General features: G+C 58.6%; 20 protein-coding genes and 1 tRNA gene. 8 read left to right on the top strand and 13 right to left on the bottom strand.

All coding sequences use genetic code 11. From position 1 onward, the window contains the following. Positions 1–180: 180 nt before the first annotated feature. A tRNA-Met gene (locus MHK04_RS09060) sits at positions 181–257 on the bottom strand. Between the two features lie 154 nt (positions 258–411). Beyond that, entirely contained in the window at positions 412–3,402 is a 2,991-nt protein-coding gene (locus MHK04_RS09065) for a UPF0182 family protein (RefSeq protein ID WP_200288036.1), read from the bottom strand. 90 nt (positions 3,403–3,492) lie between these two features. Here MHK04_RS09065 and MHK04_RS09070 point away from each other — a divergent pair, with 90 nt between their 5' ends. Further along, a complete protein-coding gene (locus MHK04_RS09070) occupies positions 3,493–4,029 on the top strand; it encodes a PPA1309 family protein (RefSeq protein WP_023020808.1) in 537 nt (178 codons plus the stop codon). A 46-nt stretch (positions 4,030–4,075) separates the two neighbouring features. Then, the gene (locus MHK04_RS09075; protein ID WP_239208533.1) at positions 4,076–4,738 is read left to right on the top strand and encodes a beta-N-acetylglucosaminidase; all 663 of its coding nucleotides are present in this window, start codon (positions 4,076–4,078) and stop codon (positions 4,736–4,738) included. A 5-nt stretch (positions 4,739–4,743) separates the two neighbouring features. Here MHK04_RS09075 and MHK04_RS09080 read toward each other — a convergent pair whose 3' ends face one another. Further along, a complete protein-coding gene (locus tag MHK04_RS09080; protein WP_023020806.1) occupies positions 4,744–5,808 on the bottom strand; it encodes a YlbL family protein in 1,065 nt (354 codons plus the stop codon). A 93-nt stretch (positions 5,809–5,901) separates the two neighbouring features. On the opposite strand from MHK04_RS09080, the gene MHK04_RS09085 reads away from it, so the two are divergent. Beyond that, positions 5,902–7,314, top strand: coding sequence for a zinc-dependent metalloprotease (locus MHK04_RS09085; protein WP_239208531.1), 1,413 nt, complete (start codon positions 5,902–5,904; stop codon positions 7,312–7,314). On the opposite strand, the gene MHK04_RS09090 is transcribed toward MHK04_RS09085, so the two are convergent. Continuing rightward, complete coding sequence (locus MHK04_RS09090; RefSeq protein WP_239208529.1) at positions 7,311–7,832, bottom strand: M48 metallopeptidase family protein; 522 nt, start codon at positions 7,830–7,832, stop codon at positions 7,311–7,313. The two genes, MHK04_RS09085 and MHK04_RS09090, sit on opposite strands and share 4 nt — an antisense overlap. 61 nt (positions 7,833–7,893) lie before the next feature. Here MHK04_RS09090 and MHK04_RS09095 point away from each other — a divergent pair, with 61 nt between their 5' ends. Further along, complete coding sequence (locus tag MHK04_RS09095) at positions 7,894–8,781, top strand: bacteriocin biosynthesis cyclodehydratase domain-containing protein (protein WP_239208527.1); 888 nt, start codon at positions 7,894–7,896, stop codon at positions 8,779–8,781. On the opposite strand, the gene MHK04_RS09100 is transcribed toward MHK04_RS09095, so the two are convergent. The 8 genes from MHK04_RS09100 to MHK04_RS09135 all read right to left on the bottom strand — a co-directional run bounded on the left by MHK04_RS09100 (position 8,759) and on the right by MHK04_RS09135 (position 21,062). Next, a complete protein-coding gene (locus MHK04_RS09100; protein WP_239208525.1) occupies positions 8,759–10,816 on the bottom strand; it encodes an ATP-dependent DNA helicase UvrD2 in 2,058 nt (685 codons plus the stop codon). The genes MHK04_RS09095 and MHK04_RS09100 overlap by 23 nt on opposite strands. Further along, positions 10,809–11,540 carry an NAD(+) diphosphatase gene (locus MHK04_RS09105; protein WP_239208523.1) on the bottom strand — a complete coding sequence of 244 codons (732 nt, stop codon included), beginning with the start codon at positions 11,538–11,540 and terminating at the stop codon, positions 10,809–10,811. The genes MHK04_RS09100 and MHK04_RS09105 overlap by 8 nt, the downstream gene beginning before the upstream one ends. Continuing rightward, positions 11,541–12,659, bottom strand: coding sequence for a potassium channel family protein (locus tag MHK04_RS09110; RefSeq protein WP_408919123.1), 1,119 nt, complete (start codon positions 12,657–12,659; stop codon positions 11,541–11,543). Positions 12,660–12,730: 71 nt separating this feature from the next. After that, a complete protein-coding gene (locus MHK04_RS09115) occupies positions 12,731–15,910 on the bottom strand; it encodes an ATP-dependent helicase (RefSeq protein ID WP_239208521.1) in 3,180 nt (1,059 codons plus the stop codon). Continuing rightward, the gene (locus tag MHK04_RS09120; protein ID WP_239208535.1) at positions 15,903–19,010 is read right to left on the bottom strand and encodes an ATP-dependent helicase; all 3,108 of its coding nucleotides are present in this window, start codon (positions 19,008–19,010) and stop codon (positions 15,903–15,905) included. Before MHK04_RS09120 ends, MHK04_RS09115 begins: the two co-directional genes overlap by 8 nt. 32 nt (positions 19,011–19,042) lie before the next feature. Further along, a complete protein-coding gene (locus tag MHK04_RS09125; RefSeq protein WP_023020797.1) occupies positions 19,043–19,828 on the bottom strand; it encodes a hypothetical protein in 786 nt (261 codons plus the stop codon). Positions 19,829–19,837: 9 nt separating this feature from the next. Next, positions 19,838–20,776: a DUF3152 domain-containing protein gene (locus tag MHK04_RS09130; protein WP_023020796.1), complete on the bottom strand. Its 939-nt coding sequence runs from the start codon at positions 20,774–20,776 to the stop codon at positions 19,838–19,840. A gap of 61 nt (positions 20,777–20,837) precedes the next feature. Further along, positions 20,838–21,062 carry a DUF3107 domain-containing protein gene (locus MHK04_RS09135; RefSeq protein WP_023020795.1) on the bottom strand — a complete coding sequence of 75 codons (225 nt, stop codon included), beginning with the start codon at positions 21,060–21,062 and terminating at the stop codon, positions 20,838–20,840. A 71-nt stretch (positions 21,063–21,133) separates the two neighbouring features. Between MHK04_RS09135 and MHK04_RS09140 the strand changes: the two genes are divergently transcribed. Then, positions 21,134–22,459 (top strand): DEAD/DEAH box helicase, encoded by a 1,326-nt coding sequence (locus MHK04_RS09140; RefSeq protein WP_023020794.1) that lies wholly within the window; start codon positions 21,134–21,136, stop codon positions 22,457–22,459. Beyond that, entirely contained in the window at positions 22,456–23,694 is a 1,239-nt protein-coding gene (locus MHK04_RS09145; RefSeq protein ID WP_200288054.1) for an Rv3212 family protein, read from the top strand. Before MHK04_RS09140 ends, MHK04_RS09145 begins: the two co-directional genes overlap by 4 nt. A 75-nt stretch (positions 23,695–23,769) precedes the next feature. Here the strand turns inward: MHK04_RS09145 and MHK04_RS09150 are convergent, their stop codons facing one another. Next, positions 23,770–24,258 carry a hypothetical protein gene (locus tag MHK04_RS09150; RefSeq protein ID WP_239208519.1) on the bottom strand — a complete coding sequence of 163 codons (489 nt, stop codon included), beginning with the start codon at positions 24,256–24,258 and terminating at the stop codon, positions 23,770–23,772. Between the two features lie 495 nt (positions 24,259–24,753). Here MHK04_RS09150 and MHK04_RS09155 point away from each other — a divergent pair, with 495 nt between their 5' ends. Then, positions 24,754–25,014 carry a WhiB family transcriptional regulator gene (locus MHK04_RS09155; protein WP_005322377.1) on the top strand — a complete coding sequence of 87 codons (261 nt, stop codon included), beginning with the start codon at positions 24,754–24,756 and terminating at the stop codon, positions 25,012–25,014. Between the two features lie 83 nt (positions 25,015–25,097). Beyond that, the gene (locus tag MHK04_RS12360; protein ID WP_100067784.1) at positions 25,098–25,172 is read left to right on the top strand and encodes a 50S ribosomal protein bL37; all 75 of its coding nucleotides are present in this window, start codon (positions 25,098–25,100) and stop codon (positions 25,170–25,172) included. Positions 25,173–25,249: the final 77 nt, after the last annotated feature.

Genomic DNA, 25,249 nt, shown 5'->3' on the forward strand with positions numbered 1-25,249 from the left:
TGAACTACCAGCCCGAACCAACGACGCAAACCGCGCCACAACAACAGAATCCGGAACCCATTTCGACTCCACACAATCACCTAACCCATGTCAGGTGTTTCCACGACCGCTAGAAATCAAGTTTCAGCATAAAACGAAAGAGACCCCTACCAGCGTTTCCACTGGTAGGGGCCCGGAAGTTGGTAGCGGGGGCAGGATTCGAACCTACGACCTCTGGGTTATGAGCCCAGCGAGCTACCGAGCTGCTCCACCCCGCGTCGAGATGACTTCCATCATCTGCGCTTGAACAGTACGTTAACACTAAGTGTATTCGCTCTGTCCTGGCGACTCATGTAACTATACATAGGGAAAGGCACCTACCCAAATCCGCTGGGCAGGTGCCTTAATCGCTGCTTTTAAAGAGTGAAAGAACTACTTTTCCGTCTTCTGATAAGACTCAACTGCCTTATCGAGTTCATCCAGGGCGCGGCCGTATTCCTCGAAGGAACCATCGCGAGCATCCTCTAGGCCCTTCAAAGCCTTGTTGATGTCATCGATGGCGCCTGCCTGGTCGGAAGAGGAAGGAGCGGAGGCTGGGGCCGACTGCTTATCTTCCTTGGCATCCTTCTTATTCTTGTCGTCCTTGGTGTCGGTCTTTTCGCCAGAATCGCCGTCGACTTCCTCAATATTCTGAGCAGCCTTGGCATCGATTCCAACTTGTTCAAGGGCATCACCGATAGTGGGGGCGTAGCCTACGCGGCCCTTATAGGACACGAGTACGCGCAGCAGCTTCGGGAAGGCAGAGGCCTGGTCCTTGCGCTGCGAGTAAATCGGCTCAAGGTACAGGATTTCGCCATCACCTACTGGCAGGGCCAGCAGGTTACCGTTGTGCAAGTCGTTAGTGCCTTCCCACAGGGTGCGGTCTCGGGCGACCTGGTCAGAAGACATCATCGCATCCTGCGCCTGCTTCGGGCCCTGAGTCTGCGTATTGGTCGGCAGCACCCGCACGGTGATATCGCCATAAGTTTCCGGATCGGAGGAGACAGCCATGTGTGCGGACAGGAACTCGCGGTTCAAGCCGCGATAAGAGGTCGTCAGCTGGAAGCTGGGCTTGCCGGTCTCTGGATCTGCGGCCATCACGTAGTAAGGCGGCTGGTTGAGCTGGCGAGATTCCTCCGCAGTGGGGTCATTCGGCACGGACCAGAAGGCATCGTTGTTGAAGAATACATTCGGGTCATCCACGTGGTAGCGCGCCAGCAGGTCACGCTGCACCTTGAACATATCTTCCGGATAGCGGAAGTGCTGGCGTAGCTCGTCAGAGATTTCTGCCTCTGGCTTGACGACGTCCGGGAAGACTCCCTCCCAAGCCTTGAGCACTGGGTCATTCTTATCGAACTCGTAGAGATCCACGCTGCCGTCATAGGCATCGACGGTGGCCTTTACCGAGTTACGGATATAGCCCACTTTGTCATTGACAAGGCGTTGGGTCGTGCCATCAGGATTGAGGGTGTCCTGGGTGGCGTCGGAAAGCGAAGCGCGCTGGGAATAAGGCAAGGACTCCAAAGTGGTATAGCCATCGACGATCCACTTCAGGCGGCCATCCACTACGGCCGGGTAGGTAGCAGAATCGGTGGTCAGCCACGGAGCAACCTTTTCCACGCGCTCGCGCGGGTCGCGGTCGTAGAGGAGCTTTGACTCGCTGCCGACGCGGTCAGAAAGCAAGAAGTTCAGCTCGCGGTACTTGGCGGCGTACATAGTGCGGTCGAAGATATTGCCAATGCCGACGCCACCCTTGCCGTCATAGGTATAGGTGGAGCTATCGGTGTCATATTCCACCGGGTTATCGCCAGTCTTGCCGGTAATGGCGTAATCCATGCCATCGGCAGCGCCAGCAATAACCGGGCCATAGTAGATGCGCGGCTGGTCTACCTTGATGCCCAGAGACTTCTCGGCGTCTTGGGTTTCGCCTTCGCCCTCCGACTCACCGGCCTGGGTCTGCAGATCAGAAACGGTAAAGATGGGGAAGCCTCCGCGGGCAGAGCCCGCATCGCGGGCTACCTCATCGACCTTATTGGCCTGCGCTGCCACAAAGCCATTGCCGTGGGTGTAGACGGTATGACGGTTAATCCAGTCGGACTGATTCTCCCGCAACTCATTTGGATCCAGCTCGCGCGCAGCAACGACGAAGTCACGCTTCTTACCATCGATCTCATAGCGGTCCATCGATAGCGTCTCTGGGAAGCCGTAGAAATTCTTCAGCTGCTGCATCTGGGTGAAGGTAGGAGAAAGAATCTCCGGATCCAGCAGGCGGAGGTTATTGATGGTGGCGTTATCAGAAGCCACCTTGTCATCAGAGACCTCGTCCCCACCCCAGTTGTCTTCATAGGTGACGTGGTCATCGGTAAGCCCATAGGCATAGCGCGTGGCCTCAATATTGCGGGCGATGGATTCTTCTTCCTTTGCCTGACGGTTTGGCTGCACGGAAAAACGTTCCATCAGCAGCGGCCATGCCTGGCCGATAACCAGCGAGGACAGCAACATCAACACCACGGCCAGACCCGGGATGCGCAGGTCCTTAATGACGATGGCCATAAACAACGCCACCGCCACAAAGACGCCAATGATCATCAAGATGATTTTCGCCGGCAGGTAGGCATGAATATCGGTATAGGAACCACCGGTAAAGAGATCGTGCTGGGCATATAGGAGCTCGTAGCGCTCCAACCAGTAGCCGATGACCTGAACAACCATCCACAGGCCGGCAGTAATCGCCAGCTGCAGGCGAGCCGAGTGGGAAATGGAGCCGCGAACTCCTGCGGCCTTATTGCCAATGCGGATGCCACCCAGCACATAGTGACCGAAAAGCGCGATGAGGAACGCCAAAATCAACAGGATAGATAGGGTGCTGACCACCATCTTCAAAACCGGCAACGTGAAGGCATAGAAGCCTAGGTCGTGGTGGAACTGGGCGTCCTGTTGGCCGAATTCCTGGCCGTTTAAAAATAGCAGGACCGTGCGCCAATTAGCCTGGCCGATGAAACCGGCAATGATGCCCACGATGGCGGGGATGACCTTGAAGAAGACGCCCATAGACTTTTCAATGGACTTGCGGTACTGATACACCGGCGAGTTCAAGTCCCCAAGGTCGAGCGAATCCGGACGCCCGCGCCAGGCAAAGAAGCCCGCGGCCCACACCACGGCAGCGGCGATGAAGCCGAAGATGATAAAGAGCACTATCCGCGCAATAATCGCGGTGGTGAAGACGTTCCGGTATTCAATCGCACCAAACCACCTCCAATCCGTGTACAGGCCCACAAACATGGGGCCGATGAACAAAAGGAGGGCAATGATGGCCGCAATGATTGTCGCGACCCGCGGGGGCCGCTTCAACGGGGCGGCTGGTGTGGATGACCCTAAGGACAACGCCAGCTCCAATCAAATAGTGCGAATTTAAAACCTGTAGACTTCTTCCAGCTTAAGGAAGCAATACACAGATAACGAATAAGGATGTTTATGAGTTCCCCCGAATTATCACAGCCAGCTTTAAACCGCGCGATGACCGAAGCCGTGGAATTCGTCCATGCAGAGGGCTGGGACGCCCGCCCCACTATCTTCGCGCTCGTTCCTACCCACTTGGTAGCAGACCAGCTTGCCGCCCTCGATGAGGAAGATGCGGCGCCGCTTACCCTTATCGTGCAGGATAATGTGCCTGAAAACATTGAGCCCGGTTCTGAGCAGTTGGCCGACTATGTCTCCCGCTTGGCTTGGCCGCGGGAGGTGGCCGGCGTCATCCTGGCCCAAGAGATTAGGTTCCGCGATACCTCCAGCGAGGACCCCTCCCCTCGCCCGGCGCGCCTGTTTTCCGGTGCGCTGCGTGAGGAAGGGATTGAAACCACATTGCTGCAGCTGCGCCCCACCGAAGAGGAGTTGGAAGCAGCCGGGCCATTCGCGGAGGATGACATCCAGCTGCGCGGCGGCCCCCAGGTAGCACCCGGGATTATCGCGGCCCTGCGCTATGGGCTGAGCCAGGACCCGGATGAACTAGATTAGACTGGAAAGACAATTCTCGCTTGCGACTAAGGAGCAGTTTCCTACCGTGCGACGCTTTACTCTCACTCGCCTGACCGCTACCCGCGCTACCGCAGCAGCACTCCTGCTGGGGGTAGGCGTGAGCGCTGCCGGCTGTTCCTCGGATGATGCCGCGCCTGCCGACGTCCCCGTAGATACCACCACTGCCAGCGCCGAGTCCGCTCCCACTGCGGCGGATGCCACTGAGGAAACCAGCACCGCATCCAGCTCCAAGTCCGCCGCTGAATCCAGCGTCGAGTCGAGTGCGGCGGCGAGCTCGGAGGCGGCGTCGGAAAGCACAGAGCCTGGGAGCGAAAAAATGGAAAAGTCTGTGTCCAAGGCCTATGACATCTTCGCGCCCGTGGCACCGCAAGAGCTTTTCGCGCACTTCGATCGCTGCGATTCCACGGGCGGGGATGACTCGTATAACTGCTCTGGGCCGAAGGTAGGTCAGTTCCAGTTCTTCCGCTCACACTCCAAGGCAAAGCAGACCACGCAGGTGCTTACTGAGCTGCGCAGCTCGCAGGTCATTGAGGATAGCGGCGACCGCGTTGTGGGCTGGTCCACGCTGGGCACCACGGCGGTTATTACCGTGGTGGACAATAAAGAAGGCATGGTCATGCAGCAGATGATCTCCTCAGACCAGGAAGATCCGGAAGAGAAGATCAAGGAACTGGGCCTAGCTAAGTAGGCCGCTTATTGGCAGGTTTTAATTTCCTTGCCGTCCGCGAAGTCTTTCATCGTGGATACCGCTTCATCCAGGTTGGACACTTCCGCGATGGGCATGTCCCCGTGGTCGCTCGCCGCGGCTTCGGAGCAATTATCTTGTGGCGCCAGGAAGAGTTCCGCGCCGGCTGCGTGGGCGGCGGCGATTTTATGTTGGATGCCGCCGATGGGGCCCACCTTGCCATCTTCTTGAATGGTGCCGGTACCGGCCACAAATTTGCCGCCCGTGAGGTCTTCTTCGCTGAGCTTATCGATGACCGCCAGGGTAAACATCATGCCAGCGGATGGACCACCGATATCCTGCAGGTTGTATGTGACCTCTATATCGTCTTTAGGGACCGAGAGCATGGCGATGCCCAGCATCGCCTGCCCCTTCTGGTGGGGGTTTTCCCCTAGCTCTATTTCTTCTTCGTGCTTTTTGCCGCCACGCTCCACGGTCATCGTGACCTTATCGCCGGGGCTCTTTTCCTTGATGATGTCTTGAACCTCACCCGGCTCCGAGACTTCCTTGCCCGCCACGGCGGTAATGACATCATCTTTTTTCAGTTTGCCCTGCGCAGCACCCTTATCCAGCACCTCTGCGATGGAGATCTTTACCGGCAAATGCAGGTAGTCCATGGCTGCCAGAGTCGCTGCGGACTCGGACTGAGTAAAGGCCTGCTTATTGGACTCTTCTACTTCTTTATCGCTCATGTTCTGTGGGATGACGGTATCGATGGGCACGATGGTGTCATCGGTCATCATCCAGCGTCCCAGCGCCTGGGCCAAGGTCATATTGGTACGCACGGAGACCGTAGTCATGTTGAGGTGACCATCCGTGTCATAGGTTTTCGGGGCTTGAACGTCAACGACCTGGGTGCCGTCTACCTCCCCCAATGTGTCTACCGTGGGGCCTGGGCCTTCGGCAGCATAGGGGACGGTCAAAGACACATCGGTGCCGGGAATATGGTCAAGCGATACCAACGCACCGGTTAAGACGACGGGGATAGCACCCCAGGCGATGGTGCGGACGCGACGGCTAGCAGGAGAATTCACGAATCACTACCCTACAACCTTTGCCGTCGTGTTCGCTGTCAGCGTAGCAGGGATCATGGAAACTAGCCGGATGGTGTCGGTAGATTAGGACGCATGAGCAACGGATTCGGTTTTTCTTTCCCCAATAATGATGACGACGATAATGACGGACGTCGTGACCAGAACCCGTTCGGCGCATTCGGCGGCGCTAATGGTGGCGGCCTCGGTGACATGCTGAACCAGTTCGGTCAGATGCTGTCCGGCATGGGCTCTTCTATGAACTCGCCGGAAAATTCCGGCCCTGTTAACTACGACATGGCCAAGCGCATCGCCCTGCAGCAAATCTCCCAGTCAAAGGGTGTGAGCGCGGACGATACCAAGGCAGTGGAGGAATCCGTCCGCCTAGCGGAGCTGTGGCTCGATGACGCCACCTACCTGCCCACCGCCTCCGGCACGGCCAAGGCGTGGGATTCCAAGCAGTGGTTGGAAGAAACCATGCCGGCCTGGCAGCGCATGGTCACTCCGGTGGCGGAGCATATGAATGATGCCCAGATGGAATCGATGCCGGAAGAAGCCCGCGAGATGATGGGCCCGATGACCAAGATGATGAGTCAGATGTCTGGCATGAACTTTGGCATGCAGCTCGGTCACGCCTTGGGTGATTTGGCTGCGCAGGCGTTGACCGGCTCTGATTTCGGTCTTCCCATCTCCCCGGCCAATACTGTGGCACTGTTGCCACAGACCATTCAGAAGGTCGCCCGGGAGCTCAATATTCCTGGCCAAGAGGTGCTGGTCTATATTGCAGCGCGCGAGGCCGCACGGCAGCGCCTGTTCAAGCACGTGCCGTGGTTGGTAGAGCGTATCGTCTCCTCTGTGGAGGAATATGCCATCGGTCTGGTCATTGACACCTCCCACTTGGAGGAAGTCACCCGCGAGCTCAACCTAGAGTCCGGCGATCCCCAGGCAATCCAGGATGCGATGAGCAAGCTGCAAGGCATGGACCTTTCCCCACGCATCACGTCCAAGAACACTGCGGCAGCCTCTCGCCTAGAAACCCTACTGGCATTGGTGGAAGGCTGGGCCGAGCACGTCGTCACAGAGGCACTGGGCGAGCGCATCCCATCCACCTCGAAGCTAACCCAGGCATGGGCGCACCGCCGTAGCACTGGTGGTTCTGCCGAAAACGCCTTCAGCAAGGTCGTTGGTATCGAGCTCAACGCCCCCAAGGTTTCTGAGGCCGCTGAGTTGTGGCGCCGCGCTACCGTTGCCGTGGGTGCGGAAAAACGCGATAAGGCGTGGGACCACCCGGACTTCCTGCCAACTGCAGAGCACCTAGATAACCCTGCCGCCTTTATCGACTCCCTATTGGATGACGGCCCTGATGAGGGCTTTGAGGAAGAGTTTGCCAAGCTGGAGGAAATGCTCAAAAACGGTGAGGATTCCTCTGCTACTCAGGGCGATGAGACCGGGGAAGCCGATGGTCAAGACGAGCAGAAAGAAAAGGGCAACGAGGACGACGAAAACTAGCAGCCCCAGCGCTGGTAGGCCTCAAGATAGCCCTTCGCCCGCTCAGCGTGGGGCGCCCTGTCCGCCCACTGCCAAAAATCCCGCCCGTGGCGCGGGATGAAGGTGTGGGTGAGCTCGTGAATGATTACCGAATCCAGCACATAGTCCGGCACGTGTTGTAGCCGGTCGCTCAGCCGAATATCCGCGGTGGAGGTAGTACAGCTACCCCACCGCGTATTTTGATTGCTTACCCAACGAATAGAGCCGATGGTAGCGCGGCTGTCTAAGAAAGCCGCGTTAAGCCGCCGAGCACGCTCTTCTAATTGCGCGTCCGAGCGACGGCTACTGCCCTGTTTCTTTTCTACCCGCGCCAACATATCCGCCACTGCCTCGCGTTCATCGCGAGCGGACATCCAGGCGGGGATGCGTACCTCGAGTACCCCGGAGACCATGCGAGCCTGCACGGTTTTCTTCCGCTTGGCGGAACGAATGACTTTGACCTCTGGGGTTTGTGGTGCGGGGGGCTGCGTGCTCGACATGACAGGTGATTGTACCTGTGGTGCAATGGAATCCACATGCATCGGGGAAAGGGGTATAGGCGTGGGGGCTTGTGTCACCCAGGTAGTTTTGGCGCCGGGCAGCGCAGTGTTTTGCCGCGAGGAAACGGTGGTTCAATTTGGCATGGATGCCACCCGCGTTGGAGTGGCAGAAACGGGCAGCGCGCTTTCCGTCGCGGCGGCCTTCAATACCGCTCGCGAGCCAGTGAGGCCAGAAGATTTGTCTGGGAGACTATGCGCCGCAGGTCTAGATGAGGCCGCAGCGCTTAGCCTTATCGAGGACGCACTAGACTATGGCATCCTTTGGCCTTATAAAGAGGCCGTAGAGAAATCGGACACTCTTGTCTTAATGGGAGAATCCGCACTGGCGCAAGGCTTACGCGCACGCCTGGAGGCAGATGGATTCCAAGTTCGCATCCCGTTAGAGGACGACAATATCTTTTCCTATATCCACGACCTCGACGGCATGTATCCGGTCCTGGCCGTAGACCAGCTGCACTGCCCGCTGGATTGCGCCAATGCACTGGCGGGGACGGACACCACGTGGCTTCCGGTGTCTTTATTGGACAATCGTGGCATCATTGGGCCGGTACGCGTGCAGGGCCGAGGCCCATGCCCACTGTGTGCGCACCTGTCCCGCGTGGATACGGACCCGCGCTGGAATATCATCAGCACCCAATTACCCCGCGTGCGCCGCACGCCAGAAGCTGTGGTGCTCGATGCGGTCGCGGCGCATACGCAGGTGATCATTCGCCGGCTTATGGGGCGGCCACTGCCGCCGGGAGCGCCGACCGCGAAGCCGCGCCCTGGACAGCAGTGGGAAGTCGATGTCTACGGTCACCACCAGCAGCGCACCATCATTGCGCATCCGCGATGCCCAGTATGTTTTGGCGGAAAAACCAACTTGGCTAGCTGCGCACCGAACGAATGACCTCTAGTACTTGGGCGCCATAGCGCTCCAGCTTGCTGGGGCCTACACCAGAGATGGACAGCATTTCTGCCTCATCGGCAGGAAGCTCCTCCGACATGGACTGCAGGGTGGCATCGGAAAAAATAACATAGGCCGGCACCTTTTCCTCGCGCGCAACCTGGGAACGCCACGAGCGCAAGGCAGAAAAGACCTCTTCATCTCCGCCTCCCTCGCAGTCTTCGTGGCGGCCGATAACTTTTTCGGCCGGTGTTCCCAGCAGACCTGAACATACGCGGCAGCGTTTCGGGCGGCGCGAGCGAGTCCCCTTGCCAGAGGCGTCTTCGGCCGCCGGTACGATTCCATCGAGGAAGCGGGTACGCTCGCGCGAGGCTCGCGAACCAGTGGTCTTCGCCAACGCCCACGACAGTGCGAGGTGCTCGCGGGCGCGGGTAATGCCGACATAGAACAAACGACGTTCTTCCTCAATCTGCTCATCGCCCGCCTTGATAGCGTGGTTGATAGGCATGAGCTTTTCTGTCAGCCCCACGAGGAACACCGCATCCCATTCCAAGCCCTTGGCAGCGTGCACGGTAGCTAGCGTGACGCCTTCCATGGCTGGGGCCTGTTTATCGGTGGAGCGCCGGCGCAGTTCTCCCAACACCCCGTTGAGATCTATGCCAGGAGCCGATTCCACAATCTTCTCGATGAGCCCTACCAATGCGTTGAGGGATTGCCAGCGCTCGCGGGCCTGCGCGCCCTGCGGCTCGGTGGCGCTTAGCCCCAACTCGACAAAGGCTGCGCGAGCAATTGCCACCGGATCATCCGGCAAGTCCTCACGACGGGTCGCGGCGATGAGAACGCGAATGGCCTCAAGGATCTCCGGGCGGCGGAAGAAGCCCTCGCCGCCACGGACTTGGTAGACCACTCCGGCGTCAGCAAGCGCCTGCTCAAACTGCTCCGACTGAGCGTTAATGCGGTAGAGGATGGCAATCTCAGAGGCCGGCACGCCCTGATCCAGCAGTGTGAGAACCTGGCCAGCAACCTCCTGGGCCTCAGTCTCTTCAGACTCATAGGCCTTAAAGGTGGGCTCCGGACCAGGCTCGCGCATGCCCTGCAGCTCCAAGCGTGTGCCAGCCGCACGCCCTGTGGCCTTGCCAATGACCCGATTGGCCAAGTCCGTTACCTGCGGCGTCGAGCGGTAGTCACGCTGCAACTTGACCACGGTGCCATCCGGGTACGTGCGGGAGAAATTGAGCAGGTAGTCCGGGGAGGCGCCGTTGAAGGAATAGATGGTCTGATTTGCATCACCCACCACGGTGAGATCGTCACGCTCGCCCAACCAGGCATTGAGCACCCGCTGCTGCAGCGGGGTTACGTCCTGATACTCGTCTACCACAAAGGTGCGATACTGCTCCCGGAAGGTTTCTGCAATCGCCGGCACATTTTCAATGGCACCCGCGATGTGCATGAGCAGGTCATCGAAATCCAGGTGCATCATGTCCGGTGTGGCCTTGGACTGTTCGTAGCGGCGAAAGGCCTCTGCCACCTTGGCGGGATCAGCCGGAGCGCTGCGGTCCGTAGTGGCGATCACAGACTCATAATCCTCGGCGCTCACCAGCGCGGACTTAGCCCACTCGATCTCCGCTAGGACGTCACGGATCATATCCTTGGAATTATCCAACCCCACCGAACGCACCGCGCGAGCGACCAGCGGGAATTTATTATCCAGCAGCTGCCACGGAAGGTCCCCCGCTACCTGGGGCCAGAAATACTTCAGCTGGCGACGCGCCGCGGCGTGGAAGGTCTGCGCTTGTACGCCGGCCACACCCATTGTGCGCAGACGATCGCGCATCTCTCCGGCTGCCCGCGCCGTGAAGGTCACCGCGAGCACGCGTTGCGGGCTCACAAACCCTTGGTCTACCAGGTTGGCGATGCGATAGGTAATAGTGCGGGTCTTGCCCGTACCCGCGCCAGCCAAGATGCACACGGGCCCGCGCGGTGCCGTGGCCGCGCGCAGCTGATCTTCATCCAGCAGGGACAAATCCGGCTTAGTCACCGTGATACCACTCCATAATCATCGTGTGTGCAATTGAACCCGGACGAGGAAGCGAAAGCTCAGGCAGCTCGGAGCGCTCCACCCACCGGATCTCTTCCAGTTCCCCATCAGTATGGCAGGTGGGGTGGACATCAGCCGTTTGTGCACAAAAGCCCAGCATAAGCGAGCCGCTCGGTGGCCACGCCTGCGATCCCCAATAACGAATATGGTCCACCCTACGCCCGGTTTCTTCGAGCGCTTCGCGTGCAAAGGCTGCCTCCGCAGTCTCGCCGGGTTCAACGTAACCAGCGATCAAAGAGAAGAAGCTATTGCGGCGGCGATTACGCGCCAGCAAAATCCGGTCTGTACCGCTGAGGCGAATGAGCCCAATGACGGCGGGATCCAAGCGCGGGAAGACCAGCCGTTTCTCGTCGTGCGGATCGCGCCCAACGATTCCCGGCGCCGGGTAGTCCAGCTGGCGTCCGGTCCGGGGATCAAAGCGCTGTTCGCGTCGGTTGCGGATAAGCGCGATGGCTTGCAGGATAACCGGCTGGTCTGCAAAGAAGGTTGCACTTTCTAAACGGCCTAACTTCCCGGCGCTATCCTCCGAGACCAAGCATGCCTGCAAGGTGCCTAGGTCCACCACGACCTGCTTGCCGACGCCCCCGGGAACCTCTTTCACCAGCACCGGCTCCCCCACCCCCGTAACCGGTACGAGGCCACTAGGAGTTACTGGGAGGAACATTTAGTCCTCGTCATCATCGTCCATGACCTCAATGGGCTGTTCCATCTCGTGCTTGATATACAGCAATCGGTCTCCCGGCTTCAACGCGGAGGCGTCCGCGGTATCCACTCGGTGCAGTTCGTTATTGCGCAAGACTGCAAGCACGATATCTGCCAGGTGGCGTGGGTTAGAACCAACCTCAAACTCGCGCACGGCACGCTCGGCCACGGAGAATCCCTCATTAGGTGAAAGCAGGTCTTCCATCATCTCCACCACCGTCGGGGTCACGGTAGCTAGGCCCAGTAGTCGGCCGGCAGTCTCAGCGGAGGTGACCACAGAATCCGCACCAGATTGCAGCAGCAGGTGGCGGTTCTCAGACTCGCGAACCGACGCCACAATCTTGGCCTTGGGTGCAAGCTCTCGCACGGATAGACAGCACAGCACCGCTGTATCGTCCGTAGATGGGGTTACAACAATAGAGCTTGCGTGCTCTACCCCAGCGATCTTCAATACGTCTTGCTTTGTGCCGGAACCAAAAATGGTGACTAGTCCGTGGTGCTCTGCGTGAGCTAGGGAGGCACGGTTGGTATCAATGACCACGATCTGGGAGGACGGAACATCATCGGCCAGCAGCGCGGCTACCGCTCCGGCTCCCTTGGTGCCATACCCGATAACGACGGTGTGGTTACGCAATTGCTTTCTCCAGTTCTGGATTTGGAAAGTACGTCGGGCCTTATCCGTTAGCACGGACAAGGTCGCGCCAACCAATAAAACAAGGAAGATCAGGCGGGCAGGTGTAATAAGCGTTAAGTTAATGAACCTGGCCTGCGGGGACACAGGAACGATATCGCCGTAGCCCACTGTAGTTAGCGACACCGCAGCATAGTAGGCGGAATCCAAAAGCGACATGTCCTCGCTATATCCACCGCCGTCCAAATAGACCACGACTGTCACGAAGACAACAATGCCTAAAGCCCACAGCACACGCTTGCCCAACTGACGCCACGGGCTGGAATTTTCATCCCTCGGCACCGTAATGACGTCAATGAGCGCGTGATCCGGCTGTGAAGACAGCTCGACCTGCGGCAAGAAGCGACTTTTAAAGCGCGACTTCATTGCCTGCGCACGTTTTTTGGCCACTAGCCCTGCCTTCTTTTCTAGTCTCGAATGATTGCTCAAGGGATTGCGCGGTACGCAACCGCCCACATACCTTAGCCCTTTTGGTGCTCAACTGACGATTCAAGGAGTTTCTTTAGCTCTTCCCCACGGGGAAGGCGGGCGGGTTCGAAGGTATATCCATCGTGCACGTAGTAGAAAGCAGCGCGAATCTTCTCTCCGCCATGAATGCGCCGCCACGCCTCTGCATAAACCGCAAGCTGTATCTTGGCGGCGTCCATAGCCTCCCCTTGGGGTGGGCGGCCTGTCTTCCAGTCCACCACCATCCACGTGCCGTCGTCCATGCGGAATACCGCATCCATGCGCCCGCGCACCACGGCCTCACCGATGGTGATTTCAAAGGGCGCTTCTACGTATTCCGGTTGACGTTGCGCCCACTCCGAGCTCAAGAAAGCCTTTTTCAGCTCTTCCAAATCATAGTCCGCCGCCTCATCAGTACCCGGCAGCTCTTCCTCGCTCAATAGTGCAGGGCTGCCAAAGCGGTCCTCCAACCACGCGTGGAAGGCGGTACCGCGCTTGGCATAAGCATTCGGCTTAAACGGCACTGGACGGCGTTGCCTGCGTGCGAACTGGAGTGGATCTGCCCGCAGCGCAACCATGTCAGAAGCAGTCAGCTCGCTGGGTAGCTCAACGTCTACCACCGGCTGTTGCAGAGCCCTGTATTCTTCAATAAGAGCGCCAGCTTCCTGCTCCCACAACTCAAAGGTTTCACCGTGGCTGAGGTCTGGAAGTTCATCCATCGCCTCAAGCACCGCATCGGCACCGGCAACTGCCTCCGGGTTAGCCATCAGCGCTGGGAACTGTGCGCTCTCACCAAAGTCCTCCTCAGACGGTTCATCTGGCACGGACCACTCCACCACGTACTGCGGGAACTTCTCCTTCAAATGCTCTAGGTATTCATAGGGCCCCTTCTTGTTTCTTGAAGAAAGGTTATTAGTCCCCGAACCAGTAACGGTCAGCGTGGATTCGGTACGGGTCAATGCAACATAAAAAAGGCGCGCAGATTCTTCCGCCTTTAGGGCACTATCTGCTTTCTTAAATTCTTCGCAGGCGTTTTGGAACTGCGAGCGCTTTTCGGCATCCTCTGGGACCTCAATATAGTCGTCCTCCCCCGGGACCTTGTCGATCCTGCTAAGGAAGGTCTCCGCTTGCGCGTTATAGCTAGAAGAATCAGCATGCACCACGCAGACATGCTCCCATTCCAGGCCCTTGGCCTTATGCGCAGTCATAATTTGCACACGGTCCGTTGCGGCAGGCACCTCACCCATGTCCAAACCGTCTTCCTTTTCGAGTGCAAGCGCAAAATAGTCCAAGAGTGCGTACAAGGAATCACCGTGGAAGCTAGCGACGATATCGGCAAATTTATCCAGGTGCGTCGCTCCCCCCGCGCTTCCGCGCGCCAAGACTTCGGTACGGATATTAAACAATGCCTCAATATCAGCGAAGATGTCCACCAGCGGCTTGGATAGCGAATAGGTGCGCAAGTGCCGCAGTTTGGCAGATACCTCTTCCATGCGGGCAAGGCCCTGTGGGGTATAGCGGTTCCTCTCCCCCAAGTCAGCCAGGGCGTCGGCAAGGCCAACGCGCTGATCCGGTTCTTCTGCGGTGACATCTTCCAACTGCGCTCGCAGGTAATCTTCCGGGTCCATTCCTGGTTCCCAACGCAAGCGCTCCTCCCTTGCTCCGGCGAGGTTTCGTTGACGCGAAGCGAGGGCTTGAATATCGCTAATCCCCAAACCGCACATAGGGCCAGCCAGTACCCGCACTGCTGCAGACAGATCTTCTGGGCGTACGAGCATCGTGGCAATCGCCACGAGATCCTGGATTTCTGGCTGCCACAACAAACCACCGAGACCGATGATTTCATTGGGTACGCCCGCCTTGTCTAAGGCCGCAGCGATTGGCGCGGACTGCCTATTTTTCCGCACCAAAACCGCTGCGCTGAAGGTGTCTCCCTCGCGTTTGTCCCACTGCTTTTTCAAATGCTCGGCGATAAATTCGCGCTCGCGATTTTCGCTTTCAAAGTAGGCCAGCTGGATTTCACCCTCGCCTTTATGTGGGGCGGCAGAAAGTTCATCCACGGGACGCTCAACGCCTTCAAATACCCTCTCCGCCACTGAGTTAGCCAAATCCAGCGCACCCGAAGGGTTGCGCCACGAGGTGGTCAATTGGTCCTTCGGAGCAGGTGTGCCCGGCGCGACTGGAAAATCCTCCACGAAGGCGGTGAGGTTTTCAGAGGTCGCGCCGCGCCAGCCGTAGATGGCCTGCATTGGATCGCCTACAGCCGTAACCGACAATTCATCTTTTTCGCCGCCGAAAAGGCTTCGAAGTAGAACGCGCTGGGCATAGGAGGTGTCTTGGTACTCATCCAACATGACAACCTTGTAGCGCTGGGATTGTTGCCTGCCCACCACGGGATAATCACGCGCTACTCGGGCGGCGACAGACATTTGCTCGCCAAAGGTGATGACTTGTCGCTCGGATTGTTCCTTTTTCAGGGCCTCCAGCAGCGGTACGTACTGCACGCGGCGTTCCTGTGTCTGGATATAGCCCAGCAGCTTTTGAGAGTATTCGGGGCCATTCTTCTTCGATTTGTCAAGGTTATCGATATCTGCGCGAAAATCGCGCGCATGCTCAGCGATATGGCTCGTGTCTTTGAGACCGTTATCAATATCCTGGCTGAGGCTCAGCAGGGTCTCGGTGATTGTGGCTAGGGTGCGATCGTCTTCTAGTTGGCCGGTGTAATTGCGCACCACATCGTAGGCTAAGGAATAGCGCTCGGCCTCAGTAATGATGCGCGCGGTGGGCTCAACCGGAACTAATAGGCCGTATTCACGAACGAGTTCTCCGGCGTAGGAGTCATAGGTGGATACCTTCGGCGCAATGTTTTCTAATGCTTCTGCCACATCGCTGCCTGGTGGGATGAGACCGGAATCGCGCAGGTGAATCAGCTGCCTGCGAATGCGTTGCTCCAGCTGTTGCGCGGCTTTGCGGGTAAAGGTCAGGCCAAGAACCTGTTCAGGTCGCACATAACCATTGGCCACCAAATACACCACGCGCGAGGCCATGGTTTCTGTCTTGCCAGCACCAGCGCCGGCAACCACGAGTTTAGGGCTAAATGGGCCTTCAATGACATGGGCTTGTTCGTCGGTAGGCGGGAAATCCTTGCCCAAGGCCGCAGCGATTTGCTGTGGGGAAAAGTTGCTCTTAGGCATCGGTGGTCATCCTTCCTTCTTCCTGCACGGGGCAGATGGAGCGAATTGGGCATTTGTCGCAGTCTTTATTGGTACGCGCAGTAATGCGCGGACCACGCATTTCCTCCACCAGCGGGGGCAGAAGTGCGGCGAATTCTTCGAGTGCTTCCGGAGATTTATCGCTTTGCCAAATCTCGCCAATCTTCTTAGTGGTTGCGCCTGGGTAAACCAGCACCCCTCCCTGGCGCGGCATTCCTTCACCGTCGTGGACCTGATGGCCGTCGAATGCACCGTGGGCAAGCGCGAGCTGATAGGTCATTAACTGCACATGGTCTTCGGCTTCTTTCTTGGCCGGTTGGTTTTTCCCGGTCTTGAGGTCCACGACCAAGTAGTTTCCTTCTTCATCGCGAAGGAGACGGTCCATATAGCCGCCGATGCGCACGCCTTCACCGACATGTACGCCCACAGGAATTTCCACGCCCACTAGTTCTTGATTGACCTCAGATTGGCGCGCCCATTCGCGGGCGCGGTCCAATAGCGCGGAAAACTCATCGAGTTTGAATCGCAATTGCCACTGCGGGACGTCCTGGATGCGCTCGAAAGCCTCCATCACCAAAAGCTTGGCCTTTTCCGCATCCATACCGCGGCCAATGGCTTCAAAGAAGGCGTGGGCCAACGTACCGCGGAGCAGGTGTTCCTCGGTACTTGGATCCTCAGCCACATTGCCCAGCACAGCCTTGAGCGGGCAGTTGAGCAACGCTTCTACGCGAGAGGGCGATAAACTGCCGCTAGTATGCAACGGCAGTTCAGCCGCAACGGAACGCGCCGACCACCACTGCTCCGGGTGGGCGCCGGGGATTTCGGCCGCCGCTAATCGCGCGAGCTGGCGGGCAGCTTGCTTGCGTTCAACCTCACCGGATTCCGGATTGCTAACTACCCGGCGCAGCTGCGCGACGAAGGCCGGCACGGACAGCACCGCAACATCGAGTGGATCAATCTCCAGACCATCGCGCAAAGATACGGGTGCGGGTTCGGGCACATCGAGGCCCAATTCGCGCGGAAGTTGAGCGTGGCGCAGCGCCCGCTTTGCTTGGCGACGCGCAGCTTGACCGGGAACATCGACACCACGTCCGGCGAATTCGTCGATGAACCGAGAAGGCTCGAAGACCGTATCGCCCTCTGGATTCTCCACGGCAGTAATGAGCAGGCGCTTTCGGTGGCGGGTGGTAGCGACGTGGAAGAGACGACGCTCCTCTGCCAAGCGGGAGGCAATGTGGCTGACGGGAGTATCGGGATCAATATCGTGGTCGAGGAGATCGATGAGATCTTCTTGCCCGAAGATGGAGCCAGTCTCTCCTAGCGAAGGCCAGCTGCCTTCCTGGGCGCCGGCCACGATGACGGTATCCCATTCGCGGCCCACTGCACCGTGCGCAGTCAGGATTTCTACGGCCTGCGGGATGGCGGTACGGCGGTCACGCACGCCAGTGGGAAGTTCTTGTTCAGTGATATGGGTCAAAAACGCGCTCAGTGAAGAATCCGGGCGGCGTTCTACGTAGTCTCCAGCAGCGTCAAAAAGCGCCATCATTGCATCTAGGTCGCGGTCGGCCTGCGAGCCCGTTGCACCACCGCGCAAGGCCGAGGCCTGTAGACGGTTGTCCAGCTCGGTAGCACTCCATACGGCCCACAGAATCTCCTCCACCGAAGCGCCGGAAGTGAGCGCTTCCCGGCCGGCACTGAGCACTGCACGAACGCGTTCGAGGATCGAATATTCCCGTTCAGTGAGCTGTCCGTTGAAGTCTGGGAGCTCGCCGTAGAGAAGGCCCCGGAGGCTATCGATGCCCCGAGTGGTGGAATCCCAGCGGCGCAAGCCACGGATCAGTCGGCGCAGGGTGACAGGATCGGCGCCACCCACAGGTCCGGTGAGTAGTTCTTCCAACTCAGAGTTAGATAGTTCCTCCTCCAAGGCGCGCAGTGCAAGCAGCACAGCGGAGACCAAACGCTGTTCGGCCAAGACAACGTCGGTGGGATTGATATGTACGGGCACACCGGCGGCTAGGAGGGTGCGGCGCATTTGGCCAATGTCACTAGTAGAGCGCACAATGACAGCGATGTCGCGCCAGGGCACGGCATCTTCCAAGTGGCGGCGGCGCACGGTATTAGCTACGACGTCGCGCAGCCGACCGTCCGAATCCACGATAGAGATGCACGCCGGTGTGGGCCTGCGGTAGGACTCGGTGAGCTCAATGTCATGCTCGGCTGGAAAGTCCTGCAAAAAGCGCGAGCTAGCACCACGAAAGGCAAAGACAGATTGGGCTGTATCTCCACCCACAACTACGAGGTTGGCCTGCGCAGCTAGCCCAAGAATGAGCTTTCCTGCGGTGGGGTCGAGCAGTTGAGCATCATCGACGACAATGGTGTGGAAGGGATGATCGCGCAGTAATTCAGGGCGTTGGAGAACCGCGGTAACCAACTCTGCAGCAGAGTATGAATGGGAACGGGAGAGGAGCTGCACGCGCTCATACTCGCGCAGAAATTCGCCCGCGGCGGACCACATAGGGCGGCCATATTCGTGGCCTAGGCGCTCCAGGTCTCCTGGGCCCAGACCTCGTTCAATGGAGCGCAAAAGGAAATCGCGCAACTGCCGCGCAAAGCCCACATATTCCAGCGCGGGGCGCATCTCTTCTGGCCAGGAACCGTGGCCGTCCTCTGCTTGACCGATAAGTAGCTCCCGAATGACGGCATCTTGTTCCGCACCGGTAATGAGCCGTAACTCCTCCTCGGCCGCCGTGCGCAGTAACGCAAAAGCCAAGGAGTGCACAGACCGCACCATTGAGGTCTGTGCGGCGTAATTCTCGAGGCGTTCAGAAAGTTCGCGGCGCAATCGGGCACCGGATTCCTTCGAGGGCGCAATAACGAGAATGCCGGAGGGATCCGCGCCAGTTTCCTGGGCTCTGTCCAGGGCATGAATGACGGTATCGATAAGGAAGCTCGACACGCCACTGCCTGCCGCACCGGTTACTTTCCAGGAACCGGATTCGGGCAGGTCAACCCGCCAGCTGCGGGCCGTGGCGGACGGGGTACGGGGAACGAGGCGCACTTGCGGGGACGGTGGGAGGACCACTCCCGCACGCGCGGTGGAATGGGGGTCGTAACTCACCGCTCCAGTATGGCAGATGCCCGCGACACCAGATATTGCTCCACCCGTTCAATGTGCGAACGCGCGTTTGAACGCGAAGCAGGATGCAGATCGTTGATATGACGACGATACGACACTGCACGCAAGAGCAGCTCCTGCATGCCCGGCACGTGGCTAAAGCGTTGGCAGATCTCATCATCAACCGCCTGAGCAATAAGCCCGTCGACGATGACTAGGGCGGCGCTCCAACCGGCTGGGCGCGGAAATTCGCTCGGCACAATGTCCACGATTCCCGGCGGGTTGGCGCCGTGATAGACCGTGGTGGTGAGAAGAGCGGTGTGGGCGGGGATAAGAGGGACGTCGGCAAGCAGAGCTGGGCGATAGGCCTCCCCCGTTTCTCCCCACGCGGCGCGCTCCGCGCGAGCAAAGACATCGTCACGCTGCCCGGTGGGAAGTGCCACCTCGGCCATAGCCGTATCAAGGCGCAGCGCCATCTGTGCGGTTTCATCAATGCGCCCCCGGACCTGCCCCGGAATAAACTGCGTGGCCTTCCAGCCAGCGGCCGTATGACGGCCATCGCTAGATAAAATTGGCCGGGAAACCCGGGCGCCTTGCACACTTAGGCGCTCGCGCGTCTTGGCGGACCATGCAGCAAAAGGACTGGCCTGCGAATAGACCACGTCCCCCACCTTGATGCCGTTATCCCACACCGGGCCTAATTGATCGCCCTGAGCGCGGCGAGTACCGGTAGCACCAGTTTCCGCGTGAAAGGCGCTTAAAACATGCTCTGGGGGAAGCGGCATCCTTAACTCCTATTCGGGTTGGTGGGGATCCTTATTATCCGGGTTGGGGAAAGGCCACGGGTTAGCTGCACAGGTCACGTCCTCATCAGGATAGACCTCGCTGGGCTTGCGATCGTGCAATGCCTTGTTATTGAGATCCAAGGTCTGCTGCATCATGATCGGAGCTAACTTGCCCTGCCCACCACACGGCTGGTGGGCCGCATAGCCAATGGCGTGGCCCAGCTCGTGGTTAATAACGTACTGGCGGTAGTTACCCATATCGCCTTCAAACGGCGTCGCACCGCGCACCCAGCGAGCCTCATTAATAACCGTGGTGGACTCGCCAGTAATGGTGGTATGGCAGGAGGTTTCCGTTTCAATTTTCTCCCCGCACCGCTCCGCGGCGGTACCCAAGGAGGTCAGCTGGATACGGGTATCTGGATCCGCATCAGAGGCCACGTGCTCGAACTCGAAGTCCTTGTGCGCGGTCCAGCCGCGCGGATCAGAAAGGGTGGCCTCCACCATGGCTGCAAAAGAATCATCGCCGCCATACGGTGCGGTATTGAGGCCATCTTCCACCTCGATGGAATAGCGCACCTTCTGCGCGCCACCCTTACCGGCTACGGCGCCGGGCTCGCCCACCTCATGGAAAGTGCCCTTTCCCTGCTTGGTAAACGCCCCACCGGGCGGCATCTCACTAATTTCCCGTTTGACCGCTTCCGCATCAGCCGGATCAGGCCCGATTTTCTCGGCACTCGTCGGGGCAGCTGTGGTAGTTTCTTCCGCCCCTTCTTCAGAGGAGGAAGCGGTGGCGATATCGACAATGAACCAGATGGTCAAGGCGATCATCAAAGGGATAGCCACCACGCGCCACCAGCCATATTGACGCGCAAACCGGACCACCGCATTAGGGTGGTCCGGCGAATGGCCCTGGCTCCGGTGAGCGTGGCGAGTCTCCCTGTCTTCCATGGGGCCTTAGGTTACCCGTTTATTTTTAAAAATCTGAATCAGCAGACCGGTGCGCTCGTCTTTAGGCGCCGGCGAATCCCACGGCGTGCTTCTTCGCAATGCCCACCTCAACGTAGACCACGCGGTCAGTGCGCACGAGGTACTTGCGGCCCTTGTCATCTTCCAGTTCCAAGGTGGAGTTATCCGCCAGGGCGCTATTGATCTTCTGCGTCAGGTCAGCCTGGTCACCTGCAGCGCTAATGACCAGCTCGCGAGCGGTGTCTGCGAAGCCAAACTTGATATCCATGAGGGTTCCTCCTCTAACTAGAGTTTTATTGTCAATGGCCCCACTATAACCATCCCGGCTACTATCAAGGTGTGTCTGACATAAAATCCCAGCCACCGAGCTTCGCGGAACTCGGCGTTGCGGCCGAAATCTGCGATGGACTCGCCACCCGTGGCATCACGCGTACTTTTGCAATCCAGGAATTAACCCTGCCCATCGCTTTGTCCGGTCAGGATTTGATTGGCCAAGCGCGCACCGGCATGGGCAAAACCTACGGCTTTGGCGTGCCGCTTTTGGATCGTGTCTTTGATGATGCCGATATCGAAGAGCTCGATGGCACCCCGCGCGCCCTCGTGGTGGTCCCCACCCGTGAGCTTGCCCAGCAGGTCACCAAAGACCTGCAGGTAGCCGCCGCTGACATACCGGTGCGTTTGGTTTCCATCTACGGAGGCCGGCCCTACGAGGAACAGATCACAAAGCTCAATAAGGGCGCCGATGTCATCATCGGTACACCTGGCCGCCTGATCGATCTCCACGAGCGCGGCAATCTGCAACTAGACCGCGTGGCCATCTTGGTACTCGATGAAGCCGACGAGATGCTAGATTTGGGCTTTTTACCCTCGGTGGAGGCCATCCTGCAGGCTCTGGATGGCAATGCGCACCAGACCATGCTCTTTTCCGCTACGATGCCGGGCGCGATTTTAACGCTGGCCCGCCGTTTTATGGATAAGCCCATCCATATCCGCGCCGAATCGGGCGAGCAGGATTTCACTCATTCCTCCACCCGCAAGGTCACCTTCCAAGCTCACCGCATGGATAAGGTTGCCATCGTCGCGCACGCCCTGCAGGCTGCCGACCGCGGGCGCACCATCATCTTCGCCCGTACCAAGCGAGCGGCCGCCCATTTGGCCGATGATCTCGCCCGGCGCGGCTTCCGCGTGGGAGCCGTCCACGGCGACCTTGGGCAAAAGTCCCGCGAGAAATCCCTGCAGGCCTTCCGCTCCGGCCAGGTAGACATCCTGGTCGCCACCGATATTGCTGCCCGCGGTATCGACGTCGATGATGTCACTCACGTCATCAACTACCAGGTACCAGATGATCCAATGACCTTTGTCCACCGTATTGGTCGCACGGGTCGCGCCGGGCATACCGGTACCGCCATCACCTTGGTGGGCTACGATGAGCTGGGCAAATGGCAAGTCATTAACGATGAGCTGGATTTGGGAGAGCCGGAGCCGCCACAATGGTTTTCTACTTCCCCAGAGCTGGCCCAAGCGCTAGACATCCCCGCGGATGCTGAGGAGACCGTAGGCCCCGAGACCAAGGTTGTAGGCCAGGTTTCAGTCCGCGAGAAATCCCCCACCCGTACCACTGCGCGCCGCGGCAGCTCCCGGCGCCGACGAGGAGGCCGCCGATGACTAAGGCTCCCATTTTGCGTTCCACGCTCTCTGATTGGAAGGCCACCGGCATCATTGCCGTGGTCTGCGCCATCGCGGTAGGCGGTGCAGCCGTCACTGCCAATATCAATCAGGCACATTTGAGCCAGGCGGCCGTTCCTGGGGAAAAGGATGCACCCGCACTTTCCACAGTTCCGACTAACCTCCACGAGTCCTTCAGCCTCCCCAATGAACCGGTGCCTGGCCAATACCGGGCGGTTTCGGCGCACGGCCTGACCATCACGCATGCGGATCACACGCTCACGGCTACCAATCCGGACGGTTCCGAAGCATGGACCTATGAGCGCACTGACGCCGAACTGTGCTCACTGTCTGCTGCATGGGGCAAGATAGTAGCTACTTATAAGACCGGTGTGGGCTGCGGAGATACCGTGGCGATTGATGCCGCGACTGGTGAGTATGACAGCACCCGTAGTGCCATAAATTCGGACGAGGTAGTACCCATATCCTCCAATGACCGGGTAGGAACGGCCTCCACCGACCGCATCGATCTGTGGCGCTCGGATATGGTGCGTACCGTGGAATACGGTGACGTGGAGGCAAAACAAGAACCGGACAAGCAACCGCATGAGGATTGCACGCTCAGCTCGGCCCTTACCCGTACCGAGAACTTAGCCCTGACCGAGTCCTGCCCCGATAAGCCGAATACCACCTGGTTGCGCTTCCAAGACACCACCCCCGATGATTCCCGTCAACCGGACATCGCCGCCGATGTGGACATTGCTACCGATGGCGCCCGCCTTGTCGCCGTAGGCCAAAAGGCCGCCGCCGTATACCGGCCAGGACCACACCCCTCCATCGAGTCATATAACAATGAAGGTAAAAAGCTCGACTCTTCCCCAGCAGAGCCTTCTCCGGCTATAGACACCGGCGACTCCCCCTTCGCGCCGGCAACTGCGGACTTGCCGCACCATATGACCTGGTTTGATGGCTCCCGGCTTTACCTCTTTAAGCCGAGCGACCTCTCGGTTGATCGCATCGTGGAAGAGGCCATCGGCACCCCCATCGCTGTCAACGAGCAGATGCTGGTGCCTACCAAAGAAGGAATTGCAGTCATGGACTGGTCCACTGGCAAGACCCTGCGAACCATCCCGGTTGACCGCGGCGCCTACCACGGTGCCGTTTATCTCACTTTAGCGGGCGAGACCATTGTGGAAGCCCGCGGCGATAAGGTAGTGGGCCTTAGCGCCGATTAGTACCCCACCATCGCATAAAAAGGCCGCGCATTCCGGGTTTTCCCGGGCGCGGCCTTTTTACACGTGAAGATGACTTTAGAAGTTTGCTGCCGCCCACTCAGTGGAGGCGCGTACGAACATCAGCAAGAAGATGACCACTGCGGCGCTCAGCAATGTCACCGCGCCCAGTAGCGGCGATCCACCGCTAAACATTTGGAAGGAGCTAGCCGCCAAGATTAGCTCCACCAAAATAATGGCTCCCCTACCCCAGCGCTTTCCCTTGACCATGGCCCAAGCGCCAATGATGACAAAACCAAACACGATAAAGATAAAGAGTGCGGTGCCTAGCCCCACAAAGCTTCCAGAGCCCGAATCCGACACCATGGAGCCGTTTTCCGCACCGGTCAATTCGCGCACGATCAGGAAGATGCCAAAACAGATTACGGCGATGGACTGAATCACGGCGAGTGCTGCGGCCACGAGGACTGGTTGCGGCGCCCCGTGCTGGGTCTTTTTTTCCCCACTAATCGACCGCGTGGAGGCAGCATTTTGCTCTGTGTTTACCTTCTTGTTTTGTTTGGACACAAGCCCACAGTCTACTCACGGGCAACGCCATTTTCTTGTGCGCCACTCAGGTTTCGCGGGGGCAAGGGCTAACCGGACAGATTTGACGCTTCTCCAGTCACCACACTCAAGTAGTTTCAGTCAATGCGCCAGTTCAGCGCGTTTCTCACAGGCTTCTTTCAACTCCAGCGTCTATCTAAATGACCCCCACATCACTTTCCATTCAGTGATGTTTACCACATTTTCGCCTCTACCCCTAGCGGAGCCTGAGTAAACATGTCATGATTCTTGGGTAGCAAAAAGAAAGAGGACGTAAACCTCTTCTTAACTTGAAGGAAACTTCAAGTAACCACAATGTGGACCATTGGCGGCGGCGACGCTGGCCCGACCTCGAGACCGGGCCCCACTGCGCGCAGACCAGTTCACACAACCACCCACCCATGGCATTGGTTGCTTTTCATTTATGAAAAGTGCTTGTGCTTTCTGCTGTCGAATTTTTGTTAGGAGATATCAATCATGGATTGGCGCCACGAAGCTGTTTGCCGCGACGAAGACCCCGAGCTGTTCTTCCCAGTAGGCAATTCTGGTCCTGCACTTACCCAAATCGCTAAGGCCAAGTTGGTCTGCAACCGTTGTCCCGTTGCCTCTTCCTGCCTGAAGTGGGCACTGGAGTCCGGCTTGGACGCCGGCGTCTGGGGCGGTCTATCTGAAGAGGAGCGCCGCGCCCTCAAGCGCCGCCGTAACCGCGGCCGTGGACGCGCCCGCGTTTCCGCTTAATCATCGGCCCCCAATTTTCGTTTCGGCGCCCTTAGCCGCTAAAGTTGAATAAAGTTCAGTTACCCTCAACGAAGGAGTGCGCAATGAGCAAGCGTGGTCGCAAGCGCAAGGATCGCCGCAAGAAGTCCGCTAATCACGGCAAGCGTCCTGGCGCATAACGCACAGCACATAAGCCCGGCCCTCGGTCATCACAGACCGTAGGAGCCGGGCTTTTGCTTTGCCGAATCGGCGCAGG

The sequence above is a fragment of the Corynebacterium nasorum genome (genome assembly GCF_022345765.1).
Lineage (GTDB): Bacteria > Actinomycetota > Actinomycetes > Mycobacteriales > Mycobacteriaceae > Corynebacterium > Corynebacterium kefirresidentii.